Genomic DNA, 17397 nt, shown 5'->3' with positions numbered 1-17397 from the left:
TCCTTATGGATAGTGTATTTGATTATGAAGATATTCAATTAATTCCGGCAAAAAGTGTAGTAAATAGTCGATCTGAATGTGATACTTCCGTTAATTTTGGCGGCAGGACTTTCAAGCTTCCTGTCGTACCAGCCAATATGCAGACCATCATTGACGACAAGATCGCGATTTTCTTAGCCGAAAAAGGTTATTTTTATATCATGCACCGTTTCGAACCAGAGCATCGGCTAAATTTTATTAAAGATATGCAATTTCGCGGGTTATACGCTTCGATTAGTGTGGGGGTTAAACAGGAGGAATATCAATTTATTGAAGAGTTAGCAGAAGAAAGGCTTTCTCCGGAATATATTACAATTGATATTGCACACGGCCACTCCAATGCGGTGATTAAGATGATCCAGCATATTAAGCAGCACCTGCCCCATACATTTGTTATCGCCGGAAATGTTGGAACGCCCGAGGCCGTCCGCGAATTAGAACGAGCAGGTGCAGATGCCACAAAGGTTGGAATTGGACCTGGTAAGGTATGTATTACGAAGATTAAGACCGGATTCGGAACGGGCGGCTGGCAGCTGGCAGCTCTTCGCTGGTGCGCCAAGGCAGCAAGTAAGCCGATTATCGCCGATGGCGGGATTCGTACCCATGGCGATATTGCAAAGTCCATACGATTTGGTGCCTGTATGGTGATGATTGGTTCCCTATTTGCCGGCCATGAAGAATCGCCTGGTGAAACGATTGAAAATGACGGAAAACTTTTTAAAGAATACTTTGGGTCAGCCTCAGAATATCAAAAAGGTGAACGAAAAAACGTCGAAGGCAAGAAAATGCTGGTGGAGCACAAAGGTTCATTACTCGATACACTTATAGAAATGGAGCAGGATTTACAATCCTCTATTTCCTATGCCGGCGGAAAAGAGTTAGACGCAATCCGGCATGTCGATTATGTGGTTGTGAAGAATTCTATTTTTAATGGTGATAAGGTTTATTAAAAAATGTTATTTAAGGTCGGTAATTTTGTTAGGCAGATAAACAATCGAAATATGCAGGTAAAATGAAATCTATGCAGGTAAGCGACTAAAAATAGCAGGTTGAGGTATCATTTTGGCAGGTAAAGGATTTTTTATAAAAGAAGAAACTTAAAAAACGCAACTGAATCCATAATCTGCCCTTAAACCCAGGTTAAATATCCATATATAGGAAATAAAAATACCTAAGCCAGGCGCAGCCTGGCTTTTTTAGTGTTGGGGTTTGGCGGATGATTTTGTTAGGCAGATAAACAATCGATTTATGCAGGTAAAATGGAATCTATGCAGGTAAGCGACTAAAAATAGCAGGTTGAGGTATCATTTTGGCAGGTAAAGGATTTTTTATAAAAATGTATCCCCCAAAAAACCAACCTGAATCAAGTCTTGATCGCCATCCACCCTACAAAATCAGCAACACCGTCCCAATCGTAATGACAATCCCGCCGATTATCGTGTGTCTGGCTGCTTTTTCTTTTAAAATGGTAAAACTCAATATCATTGTGATCACAACGCTAAATTTATCAATAGGCGCAACGATTGAAACCTTCCCCATCGCAAGAGCTGCAAAATAACATAACCAAGATAATCCAGTAGCCACTCCCGATAAAACCAAAAAGAGATACCCTTTTTTCGAAATCTCCTTTAGCTTCTTATGCGTCCTTTGGAAAAATACAATCACCCAGGCAAATAACAAGATTACAATGGTACGTAAAAATGTTGCTACATTGGAATCAACATCTTCCATTCCCACTTTTGCCAGTATTGAAGTTAATGCCGCAAATACAGCCGCTAAAATCGCATACACAATATACCGCTGCGAACCTGAAAAGCGTTTCTTTTCCTCATTTTTCCCAATTAAAATAAACGTTCCAATGGCTATGATTGCTCCACCAGCCATAATCAAAGGATCTGCTGGCTCCCCTAAGACTAGGATAGAAAAAATTATCGTAAGCACAACACTGGATTTATCAATTGGTACAACTTTAGAAACATCACCAATGGCGAGTGCTTTAAAGAAAAATAACCATGAAAAGCCCGTCGCAAAACCAGATAACAAAATAAACCATAATGCGGTTGTTGAAATCTGTGAAATCGTCTCCAGCTTGCCCGTTATCAGTACCATGATAAAAGCCATGATTAATACCACAATCGTCCTAACAGCAGTTGCTAGGTTGGAGTTTACATTTTCAATTCCCACTTTTGCCAAGATTGCCGTAAATGCCGCAAATAAAGCTGCTAATAATGCTAAAATGATACTCATTTTACACCTGCTTTTGTCTTTAGATATATGTATTATTATGAAGTAGTCTCTGCACCAATGCGAAAATAATTATGCCTTTCTACTACAAGAAACTTTATGGAATGTCGAGAATAAGATGAAGCATGGGTGAATATATATAGTTAAAACCAAATTTTCACTGGAAAGGGGAGTCTTTTAGTATGGATATCTGTATTTCTTGTGGAAACGAATTATCTCTCCCAGAGAGAAATCGAACTGAATGCTGGGATTGCAGGGATAAGTCAACTGAAGCCTATACAGAAGATGAATGAGATGGTATTGATTTCAGCCTAGATAATCGAAATTATAGCATATTATAAAAAGAGACACCCAATCACAACGGATTGGGTGTCTCTTCCTTTGTTTATTCAGTAACCCACGAAAGTCCAAGTGTCCCAACACCTGTATGCACACCTGCAACGGTAATGAGCATTAACTTTTCTGTTTCAATGGCTGGGAATGTTTCATTGATAATTCTTTCAAGACCATCTGCCTTTTCTCGGTCGTTTGCATGGACAATCGCCACTTTCTGAACAGCTTTTGTATCTAGGTCTTCCTTTAAATGATTGACCAGCCAAGCAAGCGCCTTCTTTTCCGTTCGGACTTTATCCTTAATCTTTGCGGCTCCATCCTCAATCGATAAAATTGGCTTAATATTAAATAATGAGGCCAATATTTTTTGACTTCCAGAAACCCTGCCACTTTTATGCAGCTGATCCAAGTTAGATGGCACCAAAAATAATCGAGTGTGTTCCCTCAAGTTGTTTAATCGGTCAACAACTTCTCCAATTTCATGACCCTGTTCAACCAACTCTATTCCCCTTTTTACAAGGAAGGATAAAGGAAAGGATCCGGTACGTGAATCAATGGCGAACAATTTAAATCCAGCCATTTCCGCTGCCATGACAGACGTTTGATACGTGCCAGTTAAGGTGCTCGAAGCATGAATTGCTACGCCAAAGTCATACTCTTCTTTTAACCTTTCATAAAGGTCCACAATGTCTCCAATATTTGGCTGGGAGGATTGGAATTTTCCTTCCTCATTTTTCATGCGTTCATAGAAATCTTCTGCGGAAATATCAATTGTTTCTTTGTAATATGTATCGTTAATAACAACATGCAAGGGAATAACATGTATATGATGTTTTTCAATAAACTCTTTGCTAAGAGAAGCAGTCGTGTCCGTAATCCATGCTATTTTAAGCTTGTTCATTTTATCACTTTCCTTCAATGAAATTCTCTAAATCTATATAGGAAAAACGTAAAATAGTAGTATTCTAACGAGGTTAACATTACAAAAACGAATAATTTCTCACAAGTTATATTTGTCATATATGACTCAGTTTTTTAAATCTGATAAACACGATTGTCACTGCTTAGACAAAAACTAAATCAAAATTACCCTATTTCAATTTAAATAGTGGTATAGTATAGAAAAGTATTTTTACTATTTCAAAAATATAATTAACTACAGTTACGACATGTTTTAGTAAAAGATAGAAACGTGTTTACTACTGAATCTATTATTAAAATGAGGTGCGAGCATGAAACAGGAGATTTCATTTATTCCGAGAGAACAATTAAAAACAAAGCCTGATACCGCTTCACTCGGTTTCGGAAAGTATTTCAGCGATTACATGTTTGTAATGGATTATCATAGTGACAATGGATGGTTTAATCCAAGAATTGCTCCTTATGAGCCGATAACACTTGATCCGTCAGCAATGGTTTTCCATTATGGACAAGCTATCTTCGAAGGGATGAAGGCATATAAAACAGCGGATGGTACTATCCAGCTATTCCGTCCAGAGAAGAATATGAAGCGCCTAAACGAGTCATGTGACAGGCTATGCATTCCCCGAATTGATGAGGAGTTTTTGTTAGAAGGTATTAAACGATTAATTATTACTGAAAAAGACTGGGTGCCTGGCGGTGATGGAACATCCCTCTATATTCGGCCGTTCATTTTTTCAACAGAGCCTTATCTTGGAGTTCGTCCAGCCAGCCAATACAAGTTGCTTGTCATCCTTTCTCCGTCTGGAGCCTACTATGGCAGCCAGTTAAATCCTGTAAAAATTTATGTCGAAGAGCAATTCGTTCGAGCGGTAATTGGCGGTGTAGGCCATGTAAAGACAGCTGGAAACTATGCGGCCAGCTTAAAAGCACAGGAAAAGGCAGATAAAGGCGGCTATGCCCAAATCCTTTGGCTTGATGCAAAGGAGAATAAATATGTGGAAGAAGTCGGCAGTATGAATATCTTCTTCAAAATCAATGGCGAAGTTGTAACCCCGAGATTAAATGGCAGCATTTTACCTGGAGTCACCCGTGATTCCGTCATTCAATTATTGAAGTATTGGAAGATCCCTGTGCGCGAAGAAAGAATATCCATTGAAGATGTCTTTGCGGCACAGCAGCGCGGTGAACTGGAGGAAGTCTTTGGAGCAGGAACAGCTGCCGTTATTTCTCCTGTTGGCGAACTAACATGGAAAGATCAATCTATCACTATTAATGATAATAAAATCGGTCAGCTATCACAGGCTATTTATGATGAGATCACCGGAATACAGTTAGGAAAAAAAGAAGATCCATTTAATTGGACCGTTAAAGTTACACAAGTTGAAGGCTAAAATTATATACACCTGATATGAAAGATGCAGCTGAGCTGGATCTTTTTTTATTTAAAAAGACTTTTTGGGTATAGAATTTCATATGGATATACAAAATTAGGAAGGAACTTTTGAAACAATGATTCTCTATTTCTCGTCTTTACTATTGCAAGATTCTTGACAAGAAAGGATTTTTGATTGTGAAACTTAAGTGGAGAGGCAGACTACTATTTACCTTGATTATTGGTCTCATTATTTTATTCTTTGTGCAAAACCCTATTGGCTCCAGCTTACTAAATATATTTAACATAGGTAGTTCCGCGCCAATACCAACTGAACTTCATCCTGTAGTGAGAGAACGGAGCAATCAGTTAGTTCAACAAGCAGCTGATAAAGGAATTGTAATTGTGATTACGGATGACTTCCGCAGTGCAGAAGACCAAGATCGACTCTATGAACAAGGCAGGACAGCGGCTGGAAGTATTGTAACCCATGCAAGAGGCGGAGAGTCCTTTCACAACTTTGGGCTGGCTATTGATTTTGCAATAAAAACACCATCTGAAAATGTTATCTGGGATATGAATTACGATGGCAACCAAAACGGAAAAAGCGATTGGACCGAGGTCGTAGAAATAGCAAAAACATTAGGCTTTGAATGGGGCGGCGATTGGGTCCAATTTAAAGACTATCCCCATTTGCAAATGAACTTTGGCCTAACACTAGCCGACCTGCAAAACGGAAAACGACCAGCAGACCTATCCCTAACAGCAGATACAGACGAAATAAAATAAAAGTGCAAAGCCGCCAACTGTCCGCCTGAGGTGGACAGTGTCCACGAGTGGTGCCTGTCACCGCAAAATGTCACCGCTTTTGCGGTGACATTTTGCGGTGACAAGCACTTTTCTCGTAGCACCTTTTCTCTTGGCTCTTTTTCTCTTGAATTTTAAAGAATTTTCTGGTATATTTATTAATAATTAAATATTTTCTTACTTCATACCTTTTGAAGTGAGGATAGAGGTGCAAAAACCATTAGTACATAGTTGGAGGATAATGAGGATCCTATGATGATTGTGGAAAGGGGAATTTGCCGAAGCGGATAGAATCTCATTTGTCTTGAAGCTGGTTCTGCTGTTGAATAAATACAGAACTGTCATATAGGTGACTATATGGAGGGCTATCTTACGCAAAGGAACGGATTTTAATTATGTTTCTACTGCAGCAGCGAGCCTTCGTTGCTGCTTTTTGCGATTACTTATGATTGACCTGAACTACCTCTAATTTTTCTAAAAATTATGTAAAGGGTGAGCTTGATGATTTTCGGCCAAGTTTTAACAGCAATGGTGACGCCATTTGATCAGCATGGAGAGATTGACTATAACGCAACGAGAACACTAGTAAATTACTTAATTGCGAATGGTACCGATGGATTAGTAGTTGCAGGAACCACTGGAGAATCTCCAACATTAACAACAGAGGAAAAAATAGCGTTATTTAAATTCGTGGTCGAGGTTGCAGCCGGCAGAGTGCCTGTCATCGCTGGAACCGGCTCCAATAACACTAGAGCCTCTATCAGCTTAACGAAACAGGCGGAAGCAGCAGGCGTTGATGGCATTATGCTCGTAGCGCCATACTATAATAAGCCATCTCAAGAGGGGCTGTTCCAGCACTTTAAAGCTATTGCTGAAGCAACTTCTTTACCAATTATGCTTTATAATATTCCTGGACGCTAGTGCCGTCAACATCTCAGCAGAGACAATTATCCGCCTCTCTGCCATTAATAATATTGTGGCTGTAAAAGAAGCAAGTGGCGATTTAGATGCCATGGCTGAAATCATTAGCCGTACTCAGATACTTTTACCTTGTACAGCGGAGATGATGGATTAACGATACCAGTACTAGCGATTGGCGGAGCCGGTGTTGTTTCCGTTGCTTCCCATATCATTGGCAATCAAATGCAGGAAATGATTACAAAGTTTAAAAACGGACATGTCCAAGAAGCAGCTGCAGAACATCGCCGCCTTCTGCCAATCATGAAAGCATTATTTATGGCACCGAATCCTACTCCTGTAAAAGCGGCATTAAATATGCAAGGTGTCCAGGTTGGGGATGTCCGCCTGCCAATGATCCCATTAAATGAAGAAGAGAAAAGCGCACTGCAAAAAGTTCTGCCAATTAACACATTGGTATAATCCTGTCCCTTCACGGGGCAGGTTTCTTTGGGGAAAATAATAATTAAATATTCACAAATATTACAATTCTCACCCGAATCCCCTTCCCTATTAAATTGTATAATACAAATTGTTACATCCTGATTCCCCTGATTGAACCCTCTCCTATTCTTAAAAAAATTCTGAAAGCAGGTTGATTTATGAAAAATAGCAAAAGCAAAACTCCAGCTTTAAGAACATGCCGGAAGTAAAAGCATGGGCAATTCCAATGACAACCCCAGAAGAAAGAAAAAACGTATTTATGGACTTAGCAATAAGTGCTGAATTTGGAATGAGGAACCGCGGTCATGTCTTTTACTATGGAAAAGATTTAATTGCATACAAACGCGAGAAACCCTCTGACCAAAATCGCAATGAATTCCTTCGAATACTGTCAAAATATATGACGGATTGTCTAGAAGATAATTGTCCATCCTCCTGGGATCTATGTGAATCCTCATTCTGGGAAAAATTCATTTATTACTATTATCCTCAAAATATATCTATCTCTCAAACCATGAAGGAAACAGATAACTTCCTATTCCAATTGAAAAAGTTTGCCCGCTGGCTTGAAAAACGAGTTGGCACTCAATATTCCTCCATTATCGAAACATACACCACAGAAGCTGCCCCTTACCTTATATCCTGTGAACACCTTTTAAATTTTCTGTTTTTAAAACATTTTCCTAAAGCCTATAGTGATAACTGGGATCCGAAACAAGACATAGAAGAATTATCCTTAAGCGGCATCCAATATCAAAATACTAAAGAGGGAGTATTTGAGGTAACAAGCAAGATTGAGGATACCTGTGTATTAACTGATTTGAGCGCCCATCACACTTATTATGTAAAGGATTTGCCGTCTGATTATGTGGAACTAGGGATGATTTTAAGTGGTGTCATTGGAAAACGAAAAAGTGAAAAACATTGGCATTGGTATATTAGCGTGGCGATCAATCCACCACAGTCGAAAAAATACATTCCTGTTTTCCTTACCTGTTAATCAAACGTTTGATTCGTTTGGAATACATTAAATATAATCTCTATTCCTCATCGGTTTGGAATTACTGCCGACAGGATAAACTATTACCAAGGTAAAAATGGAATAGGGAGAGAATTCGATGCCTAAAAGTCATGATGAGCGTTTGAACTACTTGGGACGAAACCTTTTGTCTGGTTGTTTACTGGGAATCGGTTTTGTTGCTTTTATTGATGAGGCTGTTTTCCACCAGCTGCTGCATTGGCATCATTTTTATGATAAATCCACCCCTGATATGGGTCTCGTATCAGATGGGATTTTTCATGCCTTTAGCTGGTTCTCCACGGTTGCAGGGGCATTCCTAGTATCCGACCTCCGCCGGAGAAATGCATGGTGGCCGAAGAGATGGGTTGGGGGATTTCTAGTTGGCGGAGGCGGGTTTAATTTTTCGATGGTACCGTTCAACATAAATTAATGAAAATCCATCAAATCCGCTATAACGTGGAGATTGCTCCTTACGATTGGGCATGGAACATTCTTGCGGCGGTCATGCTAATCGCTGGGTTAATCATCGTTTCTAGGACAGGCCAAGAAGCAAAAGTGATGGGAGGAACGGTCTAAATGCAACATCACCATGTCCCTCATGCAAGTGAGCTGCCGAACGATCTTCTTTTGGCTCTCCCTTTGTCTTGGCTGTATTAATTTATCTTCTATTAGGATTACTTTCAAACCAACGTCATAAACAATGGCCGATTTATCGTTACATTTTCTGGGTATTCGGTGTTCTGTCTGCTGCCGCTGCAATAATCGATCCTATTGCGGAATTAGCTCATAAAAATTTCACGGCACATATGGTTGGACATTTGTTTCTTGGAATGCTTGCGCCTCTTCTTCTATCACTTGCTGCTCCAATGACTCTTCTGATGAGAAATCTAGGTGTTAGATATGCTAGAAAACTATCTCGTATGTTAAAGAGTTTCCCAGTGGGCGTTTATTGTCATCCGATTGCTGCCTCTATACTTAATATCGGAGGATTATGGGTATTATATACGACAGAGCTGTACACGGCGATGCATTATTATCCTCTTCTTCAGATGATTGTTCATCTCCACGTATTCTTAGCCGGTTATCTCTATACCATTTCAATTATCTATGTTGATCCCATAGCGCACCGGTATAGTTTTATTTTTCGAGCTATCGTATTAATTCTATCGTTAGCCGCACACGGAATTCTTTCAAAGTACATTTATGCTTATCCCCCAGCTGGAGTACCAATTGAACATGCCCAAGCCGGAGGAATGATCATGTATTACGGCGGGGATCTTATAGAACTTGGCTTGATATTTTTATTTTGCCGGCAATGGTATAGAGCTGCACGACCACGAACCTTTGTGGATAAGTCATTAAAAATCATTTAATTAATAAACCTGCATGGAGAACAAAGTAAGATCCATACAGGTTTTTTTTGAAATCATTTATAAAATATACCTTATCTTGTCTATCATGAGTTATAAGAGATTCCAAATGCCTCTTGATCTGCATAAGTTTAGCACCACGAAAATATGATAAATTAAGTATCCTAAAAAGGAGTTGTTTAGATGGAAATCTTTAATAAAATCGCTCTATTCTTTGTAGTTTTATATTCTGTCGTCATTATCTTAAATACTTATTTAGGAGAAACGGAACGCGTGCAATCAAATGTTATTTACTTCTTAATGAATGGATTTGCCTATATTGTATCGGCAATGGATATTGAAAAAGAAAAGTGGAGCTATCAAAGTCATAATCGTTCTGAATTTTTACTAATTAAACGTTTGATTAGTTTATCTTTATACAATGAGATTCTTTAATTCAGAGGTCTCATTTAATCAAACGTTTGATTAGTTTTTATTTCAGCTCTTTCTTTAGTTCTGTGGGACGGGCAATCCAGCTGGCGATATACTCAGTATGCTCTGTTGGGAGTTGTATACTTGGTTTTTCCACAGACCAACGACCTTTTATCTCTAATTCCTTACAAGCTAACTCAAACTGGCACATCGCAATTCCCATATCTAATAGCTGCATATCATAGCCAAGCTTAGAACTATAATTCGGTGTATGCTCTATATAAAAATGACAGACCTTTCTATCGCTGGACAATAGAAGTCGCCAAGGCTGTTTATTCGATGCAGAGAGTTCAATCCTAACCATCTCAATTGGTATTTCAAGTGAACCTGCATTTTCTCTTCCAAGGGCACTTCGAAAACTGTATCATAAAAAGCTTTTTCCATGGCTTTTTATTATCAGCTTTACAACGTACCGAAGTGCTTTATCAAATACCCGTTGTTTTTGGTGCGGGTAGCCGATTGGTGTTATACAAGGGATAAAAACTCCTCCCTCGAGCTGGATTTCTTGTTCAAACGAATTTCGATTGAACGTTCCACCCATCCAGCAAGTACCGATTTCTAACTCCGTTAACCAAACAACTAGTTTTTGAAAGGCGTAGGAAAAATCAACAAGAGGGTATTTACTATTTTGTGCCACCCTGCCAAATATGCTTGTGGATTTTTAATAAATCCGTATGTGCCTAGCTTGATACCTTTATCACTTACATTATTGGTTACAGGAATAAACTCGATTCTTCCCTTGCTGCCAAACGATTCAATTAGGTTCTCTTCATTGCTTATGTATTCCTTTATCCTGTCAACATGGGATTGTGTAATATTTGTTGTATCAAAATTTCTTACCGATTGTCGTTTTTTCATGGTTTCTATGATTGACGTTTCAAAAATTTTGAGTCCCCTTTCTTAATCCATATACTAACCAACTAACTAGTTGGTATTTTCAATTTTATTGTAACCATACATAATGGTCTGCTACAAATAAAATCCTTTTTTAAACTCTCAGAAACCAATTGCAGTGTTCACGATTTTTATGTTATTCTATACCATTAACTCAATTATTGGACGTCTTCGGTAATGAATAGGGGTTATTCGTTACCGTTAACTTAAATCATTTGCTTTTCTGGTCACGATTAGTAGATAATCGTGACCCTTACCTTGAATATTTGGCGATTACGGTAACGAATAGATTTATAATTAGAAAAGAACAAAAAAGAGCGACTGCTAATAATAGCAATCACTCTTTCCGAAGTATTTATGGGCCTAAATGGACTCGAACCATCGACCTCACGCTTATCAGGCGTGCGCTCTAACCAGCTGAGCTATAGGCCCTTAATTGGAGCGGGTGATGAGAATCGAACTCACAACATCAGCTTGGAAGGCTGAGGTTTTACCACTAAACTACACCCGCAAAAAGAAAAATGGCTGGGCTAGCTGGATTTGAACCAACGCATGTCGCAGTCAAAGTGCGATGCCTTACCGCTTGGCTATAGCCCAATATTTTAAATGGGGCGACTGATGGAATCGAACCCACGAATGTCGGAACCACAATCCGATGCGTTAACCACTTCGCCACAATCGCCAAAATATATAGTTGAGGTTTATACCTAGAAATTTAATTGGTTGCGGGGACAGGATTTGAACCTGCGACCTTCGGGTTATGAGCCCGACGAGCTACCAGACTGCTCCACCCCGCGATAGTAAAAATTAAAATTTGAATATTCTCATGACACATTAAACAAATGGAAAGTTATTTTCGCTATCGCGAAAAAACTATGGTGGAGGATGACGGGATCGAACCGCCGACCCTCTGCTTGTAAGGCAGATGCTCTCCCAGCTGAGCTAATCCTCCGTAATAATGAAAATTATTTTCGCTGTCGCGATGGAACGTTATTTTCGCTTTTGCGAAAAAATGTTGGTGACCCCTACGGGATTCGAACCCGTGTTACCGCCGTGAAAGGGCGGTGTCTTAACCGCTTGACCAAGGGGCCATTCAATAATTCTCAAAATAAAAGCCCCTATGGGGCAATGCCTGGCAACGTCCTACTCTCACAGGGACAAAGTCCCAACTACCATCGGCGCTGAGAAGCTTAACTTCCGTGTTCGGTATGGGAACGGGTGTGACCTTCTCGCCATTATTACCAGACATTTTTTGAGGTTTCATTCCCTCAAAACTAGATAATTTAGAAGAAGTTTGTAAAAACGAGTTCACCTTAAATTGGTTAAGTCCTCGAACGATTAGTATCAGTCAGCTCCACACGTTACCGCGCTTCCACCTCTGACCTATCAACCTGATCATCTTTCAGGGTTCTTACTAGCTTGACGCTATGGGAAATCTCATCTTGAGGGGGCTTCATGCTTAGATGCTTTCAGCACTTATCCCGTCCGCACATAGCTACCCAGCGATGCCTTTGGCAAGACAACTGGTACACCAGCGGTGCGTCCATCCCAGTCCTCTCGTACTAAGGACAGCTCCTCTCAAATTTCCTGCGCCCACGACGGATAGGGATCGAACTGTCTCACGACGTTCTGAACCCAGCTCGCGTACCGCTTTAATGGGCGAACAGCCCAACCCTTGGGATCGACTACAGCCCCAGGATGCGATGAGCCGACATCGAGGTGCCAAACCTCCCCGTCGATGTGGACTCTTGGGGAGATAAGCCTGTTATCCCCGGGGTAGCTTTTATCCGTTGAGCGATGGCCCTTCCATGCGGAACCACCGGATCACTAAGCCCGACTTTCGTCCCTGCTCGACTTGTAGGTCTCGCAGTCAAGCTCCCTTGTGCCTTTACACTCTACGAATGATTTCCAACCATTCTGAGGGAACCTTTGGGCGCCTCCGTTACTCTTTAGGAGGCGACCGCCCCAGTCAAACTGCCCACCTGACACTGTCTCCCACCCCGATGAGGGTGCGGGTTAGAATTTCAATACAGCCAGGGTAGTATCCCACCGGCGCCTCCACCGAAGCTGGCGCTCCGGTTTCTCAGGCTCCTACCTATCCTGTACAAGCTGTACCAAAATTCAATATCAGGCTACAGTAAAGCTCCACGGGGTCTTTCCGTCCTGTCGCGGGTAACCTGCATCTTCACAGGTACTATAATTTCACCGAGTCTCTCGTTGAGACAGTGCCCAGATCGTTACGCCTTTCGTGCGGGTCGGAACTTACCCGACAAGGAATTTCGCTACCTTAGGATAGTTATAGTTACGGCCGCCGTTTACTGGGGCTTCGATTCAGAGCTTCGCTTGCGCTAACCCCTCCTCTTAACCTTCCAGCACCGGGCAGGCGTCAGCCCCTATACTTCGCCTTGCGGCTTCGCAGAGACCTGTGTTTTTGCTAAACAGTCGCCTGGGCCTATTCACTGCGGCTCTTCGAGGCTATTCACCTCAAAAGCACCCCTTCTCCCGAAGTTACGGGGTCATTTTGCCGAGTTCCTTAACGAGAGTTCTCTCGCTCACCTTAGGATTCTCTCCTCGCCTACCTGTGTCGGTTTGCGGTACGGGCACCTTTTATCTCGCTAGAGGCTTTTCTTGGCAGTGTGGAATCAGGAACTTCGGTACTATATTTCCCTCGGCATCACAGCTCAGCCTTAAGGTGAACGGATTTTCCTATTCACCAGCCTAACTGCTTACACGCACATATCCAGCAGTGCGCTTACCCTATCCTCCTGCGTCCCCCATCACTCAAACGATAAAGAGGTGGTACAGGAATATCAACCTGTTGTCCATCGCCTACGCCTTTCGGCCTCGGCTTAGGTCCGACTAACCCTGAGAGGACGAGCCTTCCTCAGGAAACCTTAGGCATACGGTGGATGGGATTCTCACCCATCTTTCGCTACTCATACCGGCATTCTCACTTCTAAGCGCTCCACCAGTCCTTACGGTCTAGCTTCAACGCCCTTAGAACGCTCTCCTACCACTGACACCAACGGTGTCAATCCACAACTTCGGTGTTACGTTTAGCCCTGGTACATTTTCGGCGCAGAGTCACTCGACCAGTGAGCTATTACGCACTCTTTAAATGGTGGCTGCTTCTAAGCCAACATCCTGGTTGTCTAAGCAACTCCACATCCTTTTCCACTTAACGTAAACTTTGGGATCTTAGCTGGTGGTCTGGGCTGTTTCCCTTTTGACTACGGATCTTATCACTCGCAGTCTGACTCCCACGGATAAGTCTTTGGCATTCGGAGTTTGTCTGAATTCGGTAACCTGATGAGGGCCCCTAGTCCAAACAGTGCTCTACCTCCAAGACTCTTACAACGTGAGGCTAGCCCTAAAGCTATTTCGGAGAGAACCAGCTATCTCCAAGTTCGATTGGAATTTCTCCGCTACCCACACCTCATCCCCGCACTTTTCAACGTGCGTGGGTTCAGGCCTCCATCCAGTGTTACCTGGACTTCACCCTGGACATGGGTAGATCACCTGGTTTCGGGTCTACGACCACATACTCATTCGCCCTATTCAGACTCGCTTTCGCTGCGGCTCCGTCTCTTCAACTTAACCTTGCATGGGATCGTAACTCGCCGGTTCATTCTACAAAGGCACGCCATCACCCATGAACGGGCTCTGACTACTTGTAGGCACACGGTTTCAGGATCTCTTTCACTCCCCTTCCGGGGTGCTTTTCACCTTTCCCTCACGGTACTGGTTCACTATCGGTCACTAGGGAGTATTTAGCCTTGGGAGATGGTGCTCCCAGCTTCCGACCGGATTTCACGTGTCCGGCCGTACTCAGGATCCACTCAGGAGGGAACGAAGTTTCAACTACAGGGTTTTTACCTTCTATGACGGACCTTTCCAGGTCGCTTCATCTACCCCGTTCCTTTGTAACTCCATGTTGAGTGTCCTACAACCCCAAGAGGCAAGCCTCTTGGTTTGGGCTATGTCCCGTTTCGCTCGCCGCTACTCAGGGAATCGCGTTTGCTTTCTCTTCCTCCGGGTACTTAGATGTTTCAGTTCCCCGGGTCTGCCTTCAATACCCTATGTATTCAGGTAAAGATACTGTTCCATTACGAACAGTGGGTTCCCCCATTCGGAAATCTCCGGATCAAAGCTTACTTACAGCTCCCCGAAGCATATCGGTGTTAGTCCCGTCCTTCATCGGCTCCTAGTGCCAAGGCATCCACCGTGCGCCCTTTCTAACTTAACCTAAATGGTTATACTCTTAATTTAATAAGAGAGAAAACTAAAATGGCGATTCTCGGTTTTACTTTGACTTCTTCTTACGATTATCTAGTTTTCAAGGAACGAGGCTACTGATTTCAATCACATCGTGATTAAACTTCAGAGCTTTACATCATGCTGCCTTGCGACGAGCTGAGGAATAACTTCCCGAACTACTGCGGCGCAGGAGCAAATGTTTTGAGAGATTGTTCTCTCAAAACTAAACAAACAAGTAACGGTCAACTTCTTATCAGTCCACAAGGACTGCATTATCCTTAGAAAGGAGGTGATCCAGCCGCACCTTCCGATACGGCTACCTTGTTACGACTTCACCCCAATCATCTGTCCCACCTTAGGCGGCTGGCTCCTTGCGGTTACCCCACCGACTTCGGGTGTTACAAACTCTCGTGGTGTGACGGGCGGTGTGTACAAGGCCCGGGAACGTATTCACCGCGGCATGCTGATCCGCGATTACTAGCGATTCCGGCTTCATGCAGGCGAGTTGCAGCCTGCAATCCGAACTGAGAATGGTTTTATGGGATTGGCTAAACCTCGCGGTCTTGCAGCCCTTTGTACCATCCATTGTAGCACGTGTGTAGCCCAGGTCATAAGGGGCATGATGATTTGACGTCATCCCCACCTTCCTCCGGTTTGTCACCGGCAGTCACCTTAGAGTGCCCAACTGAATGCTGGCAACTAAGATCAAGGGTTGCGCTCGTTGCGGGACTTAACCCAACATCTCACGACACGAGCTGACGACAACCATGCACCACCTGTCACTCTGTCCCCCGAAGGAGAAATTCCTATCTCTAGGAGTGTCAGAGGATGTCAAGACCTGGTAAGGTTCTTCGCGTTGCTTCGAATTAAACCACATGCTCCACCGCTTGTGCGGGCCCCGTCAATTCCTTTGAGTTTCAGCCTTGCGGCCGTACTCCCCAGGCGGAGTGCTTAATGCGTTAGCTGCAGCACTAAAGGGCGGAAACCCTCTAACACTTAGCACTCATCGTTTACGGCGTGGACTACCAGGGTATCTAATCCTGTTTGCTCCCCACGCTTTCGCGCCTCAGCGTCAGTTACAGACCAGAAAGCCGCCTTCGCCACTGGTGTTCCTCCACATCTCTACGCATTTCACCGCTACACGTGGAATTCCGCTTTCCTCTTCTGTACTCAAGTCCCCAGTTTCCAATGACCCTCCACGGTTGAGCCGTGGGCTTTCACATCAGACTTAAAGGACCGCCTGCGCGCGCTTTACGCCCAATAATTCCGGACAACGCTTGCCACCTACGTATTACCGCGGCTGCTGGCACGTAGTTAGCCGTGGCTTTCTGGTTAGGTACCGTCAAGGTACCGGCAGTTACTCCGGTACTTGTTCTTCCCTAACAACAGAGCTTTACGACCCGAAGGCCTTCATCGCTCACGCGGCGTTGCTCCGTCAGACTTTCGTCCATTGCGGAAGATTCCCTACTGCTGCCTCCCGTAGGAGTCTGGGCCGTGTCTCAGTCCCAGTGTGGCCGATCACCCTCTCAGGTCGGCTACGCATCGTCGCCTTGGTGAGCCGTTACCTCACCAACTAGCTAATGCGCCGCGGGCCCATCTGTAAGTGTCAGCGTAAACCGACTTTCAGCTTTTCCTCATGAGAGGAAAAGGATTATCCGGTATTAGCTCCGGTTTCCGAAGTTATCCCAGTCTTACAGGCAGGTTGCCCACGTGTTACTCACCCGTCCGCCGCTAACCAAGAGGTGCAAGCACCTCAAGATTCGCTCGACTTGCATGTATTAGGCACGCCGCCAGCGTTCGTCCTGAGCCAGGATCAAACTCTCCAAGAAAGTTGATTAGCTCATTTGTTACGTTGGCTTAGCTTTTTTAAAAAGCTAAAAAATTGTTTGTTGACGTTCTTGTTTGTTTAGTTTTCAAAGAGCAATTTGTTAATCGCTTAAAAGCGACTTTATTACTATAACATCTTTGTTTATATCGTGTCAATTACTTTTTTAAAATATCTTTTCGTAATTAGCAACAAAAATAATTGTACATTATATAAATTATAAAGTCAATCATTTTCTTTCCACTCAGAAAGAAACATCCTGTTTCAATATGTTTCGCTCGAGGGAATTACTATATTACTATTGTTTTCAAAAAGAGTCAACACCTTATTACAATATTTTTTAAGTATGAGCATTAGTGAATTAATTTAATCAAACGTTTGATTAGTTTTTCTTAAAAAGTTTTAGAGATTATTTAATCAAACGTTTGATTAGTTAAAA

The 17397-nt window shown here is 42.6% G+C and carries 9 protein-coding genes, 7 tRNA genes, 3 rRNA genes, 3 pseudogenes and 1 riboswitch; of the genes and pseudogenes, 8 read left to right on the top strand and 14 right to left on the bottom strand.

All coding sequences use genetic code 11. The features are described from left to right. Window positions 1-5 precede the first annotated feature (5 nt). Window positions 6-989 carry a GMP reductase gene (gene guaC, locus QNH29_RS03385; protein ID WP_283863443.1) on the top strand — a complete coding sequence of 328 codons (984 nt, stop codon included), beginning with the start codon at window positions 6-8 and terminating at the stop codon, window positions 987-989. Window positions 990-1425: 436 nt separating this feature from the next. Here the strand turns inward: guaC and QNH29_RS03380 are convergent, their stop codons facing one another. Both QNH29_RS03380 and QNH29_RS03375 read right to left on the bottom strand, forming a co-directional pair. Further along, window positions 1426-2286, bottom strand: coding sequence for an EamA family transporter (locus QNH29_RS03380; RefSeq protein ID WP_283863442.1), 861 nt, complete (start codon window positions 2284-2286; stop codon window positions 1426-1428). Between the two features lie 382 nt (window positions 2287-2668). Further along, window positions 2669-3517: a DegV family protein gene (locus tag QNH29_RS03375; protein ID WP_283863441.1), complete on the bottom strand. Its 849-nt coding sequence runs from the start codon at window positions 3515-3517 to the stop codon at window positions 2669-2671. Between the two features lie 331 nt (window positions 3518-3848). Between QNH29_RS03375 and QNH29_RS03370 the strand changes: the two genes are divergently transcribed. The 7 genes and pseudogenes from QNH29_RS03370 to QNH29_RS03340 all read left to right on the top strand — a co-directional run bounded on the left by QNH29_RS03370 (window position 3849) and on the right by QNH29_RS03340 (window position 9946). Further along, window positions 3849-4931 carry a branched-chain amino acid aminotransferase gene (locus QNH29_RS03370; protein WP_283863440.1) on the top strand — a complete coding sequence of 361 codons (1083 nt, stop codon included), beginning with the start codon at window positions 3849-3851 and terminating at the stop codon, window positions 4929-4931. A 179-nt stretch (window positions 4932-5110) separates the two neighbouring features. Then, window positions 5111-5701, top strand: coding sequence for a M15 family metallopeptidase (locus QNH29_RS03365; protein WP_481858773.1), 591 nt, complete (start codon window positions 5111-5113; stop codon window positions 5699-5701). A 213-nt stretch (window positions 5702-5914) separates the two neighbouring features. Then, window positions 5915-6095, top strand: a riboswitch (Lysine riboswitch). A 125-nt stretch (window positions 6096-6220) separates the two neighbouring features. Continuing rightward, a pseudogene (gene dapA / locus QNH29_RS03360) lies at window positions 6221-7099 on the top strand (4-hydroxy-tetrahydrodipicolinate synthase). Between the two features lie 217 nt (window positions 7100-7316). After that, a complete protein-coding gene (locus tag QNH29_RS03355) occupies window positions 7317-8120 on the top strand; it encodes a hypothetical protein (protein WP_283863439.1) in 804 nt (267 codons plus the stop codon). A gap of 118 nt (window positions 8121-8238) precedes the next feature. Continuing rightward, window positions 8239-8717 (top strand): annotated as a pseudogene (locus QNH29_RS03350) (DUF2243 domain-containing protein). Then, window positions 8718-9514: pseudogene (locus QNH29_RS03345) on the top strand (cytochrome c oxidase assembly protein). Window positions 9515-9694: 180 nt separating this feature from the next. Continuing rightward, window positions 9695-9946: a hypothetical protein gene (locus tag QNH29_RS03340; RefSeq protein WP_283863438.1), complete on the top strand. Its 252-nt coding sequence runs from the start codon at window positions 9695-9697 to the stop codon at window positions 9944-9946. Between the two features lie 37 nt (window positions 9947-9983). Here QNH29_RS03340 and QNH29_RS03335 read toward each other — a convergent pair whose 3' ends face one another. The 12 genes from QNH29_RS03335 to QNH29_RS03280 all read right to left on the bottom strand — a co-directional run bounded on the left by QNH29_RS03335 (window position 9984) and on the right by QNH29_RS03280 (window position 16962). Continuing rightward, window positions 9984-10286: a hypothetical protein gene (locus QNH29_RS03335; protein WP_283863437.1), complete on the bottom strand. Its 303-nt coding sequence runs from the start codon at window positions 10284-10286 to the stop codon at window positions 9984-9986. Between the two features lie 60 nt (window positions 10287-10346). Further along, on the bottom strand, window positions 10347-10619 hold the full coding sequence (locus tag QNH29_RS03330) for a nitroreductase family protein (RefSeq protein ID WP_283863436.1): 273 nt from the start codon (window positions 10617-10619) through the stop codon (window positions 10347-10349). A 615-nt stretch (window positions 10620-11234) separates the two neighbouring features. Further along, window positions 11235-11308, bottom strand: a tRNA-Ile gene (locus QNH29_RS03325). Window positions 11309-11313: 5 nt separating this feature from the next. Continuing rightward, window positions 11314-11387 (bottom strand) — tRNA-Gly (locus tag QNH29_RS03320). 11 nt (window positions 11388-11398) lie between these two features. After that, window positions 11399-11473: transfer RNA gene (locus QNH29_RS03315), tRNA-Gln, on the bottom strand. Between the two features lie 10 nt (window positions 11474-11483). Beyond that, window positions 11484-11558, bottom strand: a tRNA-His gene (locus QNH29_RS03310). A 38-nt stretch (window positions 11559-11596) separates the two neighbouring features. Then, a tRNA-Met gene (locus QNH29_RS03305) sits at window positions 11597-11673 on the bottom strand. A gap of 79 nt (window positions 11674-11752) precedes the next feature. Next, window positions 11753-11828 (bottom strand) — tRNA-Val (locus tag QNH29_RS03300). A 64-nt stretch (window positions 11829-11892) separates the two neighbouring features. Continuing rightward, window positions 11893-11967, bottom strand: a tRNA-Glu gene (locus QNH29_RS03295). Between the two features lie 39 nt (window positions 11968-12006). After that, window positions 12007-12122: ribosomal RNA gene (gene rrf / locus QNH29_RS03290) — 5S ribosomal RNA — on the bottom strand. Window positions 12123-12194: 72 nt separating this feature from the next. Continuing rightward, window positions 12195-15122: ribosomal RNA gene (locus QNH29_RS03285) — 23S ribosomal RNA — on the bottom strand. A gap of 293 nt (window positions 15123-15415) precedes the next feature. Further along, a 16S ribosomal RNA gene (locus QNH29_RS03280) occupies window positions 15416-16962 on the bottom strand. Together the 16S, 23S and 5S rRNA genes with 7 tRNA genes alongside form the textbook arrangement of a ribosomal RNA operon. Window positions 16963-17397: the final 435 nt, after the last annotated feature.

The organism is Neobacillus sp. DY30 (assembly GCF_030123065.1).
In the GTDB taxonomy this organism is placed as follows: domain Bacteria; phylum Bacillota; class Bacilli; order Bacillales; family Cytobacillaceae; genus Neobacillus.
Note: the sequence above shows the minus strand (reverse complement) of the source record. Positions and strands in the feature narration are given on the sequence as shown.